This is a genomic window from Parabacteroides sp. AF39-10AC, from assembly GCF_003635405.1.
GTDB lineage: Bacteria > Bacteroidota > Bacteroidia > Bacteroidales > Tannerellaceae > Parabacteroides > Parabacteroides distasonis.
In genome coordinates this window covers 3,465-6,886 of the sequence record NZ_QTLP01000060.1, presented here as the reverse complement: position 1 = coordinate 6,886, position 3,422 = coordinate 3,465, and the positions used below count along the sequence as shown (strand labels likewise).

The following is a 3,422-nucleotide window of genomic DNA, read 5'->3' as shown; positions in this document are numbered from 1 at the left end:
TCGCCACGGACTATGCCCGGAAAATGGCACTCGACATGCGCATGATAGACCCGCATTACGAAGACCACCCCGACAACAAGGCGAGCCACTGTGCCAAAATAATCGCGGAGTATTATCAAAAATACGACGCGCAGAAAGGCACGCAGTTCGTTTTCTCTGACTTGGGGACTTACCAGCCGGGCGATGGGTGGAACGTCTATTCGGAAATCAAGCGCAAACTGACGGAGGACTACGGCATACCGCCAAGCGAGGTGCGCTTCATTCAGGAGTGCAAGACCGACAAGGCGCGGAAGGCGGTGATAGACGCCATGAACGCCGGGACGGTGCGTGTGCTGTTCGGCTCCACCTCCATGCTCGGAACGGGTGTGAACGCACAGAAACGGTGTGTGGCAATTCATCATCTTGATACGCCGTGGGTGCGACATGAAGTCGCATAGATAATTGTTGGAATGATACTTTAAGTATCAGTTTTAACCCGCTGTTCCGTCAGCGGTAGCCTACCGACCGATGCACCTTAATGTTGTATTAAGCGGTCGGGACAAAGTACACTTTCACAAGACAAGACAGAACCGTGAGGGGAAGTCAAGTATGGTTAGTATCATACCGTAGAGTGGCGAGGCTGGATAGTATGGTTAGCGTAAGCGAACTGTTAGTAAACTTCGTAATGTCGTAAAAGAGTGCAAGATACTGATACACTCTACCCAAAATGGGATGCGGTCAGATAATCCTCTCCATGGTAGGATTACACGGATGTAAAGACCGTCGGAGGATGAGACAGAACCTAACCTATCCGTTAGTTATCTATGTGGAACATGGTAAGCCTGTACATCTCCTGTCAGACAAAAGACAGGTAAGCTGAAAGTAATGGATGCTGAATGATGTGCAGGTATAAGATAACAGAGAAAGCGAATGCCGTTCTGTAATGGGACGGATAGGGTTTGAGCCACTTATCACGAGTTGACAAGGGACAACATCAACCTACCACGAAAGTGGGCAGACTTCTGTGGTAATGTTTGGGAGGCAAATACCCAACATTAGCCAAATGGTAATTCTTTACAATAAACTTTTAGAACTTTTTAAAGTAGGAATGCAAATGAACGATAAAATCAAAGAAAATCTCCTCGACCAATCGTGTGCGCCGACTGACAACCTGCAATCAAATTGGGACAGAATAGACTGGACTAAGGCGGAGCAAGCTGTTAAGAAGCTTCAAGCTCGTATTGTAAAGGCTCAGAAGGAAGGCAGACATAACAAGGTGAAAGCCTTGCAATGGACGCTTACCCACTCTTTTTACGCAAAAGCCTTAGCCGTAAAGAGGGTTACTTCTAACGGGGGTGGTTGTACTCCTGGGGTTGACAAAGAAATATGGGATACCCCTAAAGCTAAAATGCAAGCAATAACCCAACTCAAACGCAGAGGCTACCAGCCAATGCCGCTGAGAAGAGTTCATATCAAGAAGAGCAACGGCAAACTGCGACCGTTGGGAATACCGACAATGAAAGACAGAGCCATGCAAGCACTCTATCTTATGGCATTGGAGCCTGTATCAGAAACTACAGCTGATACTCGTTCATACGGTTTCCGCAAGGAACGCTGCTGTATGGATGCAATACAGCAATGTCATAACATTCTCCGAAAGGGATATTCTCCCGAATGGATTTTGGAGGGTGACATAAAAGGGTGTTTTGACCATATCAGCCATGAGTGGTTACTTGCCAATATCCCAATGGATAAGGCAATACTCCGAAAATGGTTGAAATGTGGCTATGTTTTCAACAAGCAAATGTTCCCGACCGAGGAAGGAACACCGCAAGGTGGTATAATTTCTCCGACACTTGCCAATATGACTTTGGACGGATTGCAGAAAGCTCTTGCAGATAGATATAAGCGCCATCATGTTAATGGTAAGTTGTATTCACCAATGGTGAACCTTGTACGTTATGCGGATGATTTTATCATCACTTGCGAGAACAAGGAAACTCTTGAAAATGAAATCAAGCCATTGGTTGCTGAATTTATGTCTGAAAGAGGTCTGACCTTATCAGAGGAAAAGACGGTGATAACCAACGTGCATGACGGTTTTGATTTTCTTGGCTTTAATATCCGCAAATACGGCAAGGACATATTGACCAAGCCGACAAAGAAATCCGAGAAACGCTTTATGGAGAATATCCGTAAGGTAATTAAGGAGAACAAGGGTTGCAGACAGGAGTCGTTAATCAGAATGTTGAACTCTAAAATCCGAGGATGGGGAGGTTATTATCAGCATGGGGCGACACGTGATTCATTTCACAGAATCGACCATCAGATATTCCTCTCACTATGGCAATGGGCAAAACGCCGTCATTCCAAGAAAGGGAAACGGTGGATAAAAGACCGATATTGGCATGACATTCGAGGGAACAAATGGACTTTCGCTTCAAAATTCAAGAAACCAAACGGAAAGGAAGACCAATTGACATTATTGTCTCTGACTTCATCGTTTCCATTCCTGCAATACACGCAGATTAAAGGAGACATGAACCCGTTTGATGCAGACTGTCGTCTGTACTTCTATAAAAGAAAGAAGTCGAAAATGCTTGTTACGCTAAAAGGACGCAAGTCACTGCTGTACCTATGGGAAAAGCAAGGACGCAAATGTCCTATATGCGGTGAGCCTATTGATACGCACAAGGCATGGAATGTCATGCCAACCGTTCAAAACGGAAAGAAATGCAATCTGTTGGTTCATGATGAATGTTTTAAATTATCCCGCAAATCAAATGGAAACAAGAAGTAGTTTGAGCCGGTCTCTGCATACAAACAGAGGCTTAGAAAAGCTTGAGCCGTATGAGGGGAAACTCTCATGTACGGTTCTTAGGGGGGAAGAGGGCAGCAATGCCCTTGACCTACCCGATCGACCGTCCGACCTGCAACAGCGTGACGGACGGGGAGTTAGAGCAGGCAACGAGATAGCCAAGCATTTCGCCGGGAACAACGTGGACGTAATAATCTACGCGGTGGAAAAATCACTGGACAGTTACAAGTTCAACCTCCTGCACTGCAAGCAGACTTTCATATCGCAGCTCAAAAGTGGAGCGATGGGCGCACGTACCATCGACGAGGGGGCAATGGACGAGAAATCGGGCATGAACTTCTCGGAATATATGGCGTTGCTATCCGGCAACACCGACCTGCTGGACAAGGCGAAACTGGAAAAACGTATCGCCTCGCTCGAAGGGGAACGCAAGTCGTTCAACAAGGGCAAGCGTGATTCGGAGTTCAAGCTGGAATCGAAGACCCGCGAGCTGGGCAACAACACAGCTTTCATAGATGCCATGACGGAGGACTGGAACCGCTTCCTCTCTGTGGTGCAGACCGACAAGGAGGGCAATCACCTTAATATAATAAAGGTGGACGGAGTGGATTCCGCCGATGAGAAA

At 46.6% G+C, this 3,422-nt stretch carries 1 protein-coding gene and 2 pseudogenes; all 3 read left to right on the top strand.

Translation table 11 applies throughout. The features are described 5' to 3' along the window. Nucleotides 1-416, top strand: a pseudogene (locus DW033_RS23940) (helicase); the annotation flags it as partial. A 677-nt stretch (nt 417-1,093) separates the two neighbouring features. After that, complete coding sequence (gene ltrA, locus DW033_RS23935) at nt 1,094-2,779, top strand: group II intron reverse transcriptase/maturase (RefSeq protein ID WP_049702337.1); 1,686 nt, start codon at nt 1,094-1,096, stop codon at nt 2,777-2,779. Nucleotides 2,780-2,882: 103 nt separating this feature from the next. Continuing rightward, nucleotides 2,883-3,422: pseudogene (locus DW033_RS24570) on the top strand (hypothetical protein); the annotation flags it as partial.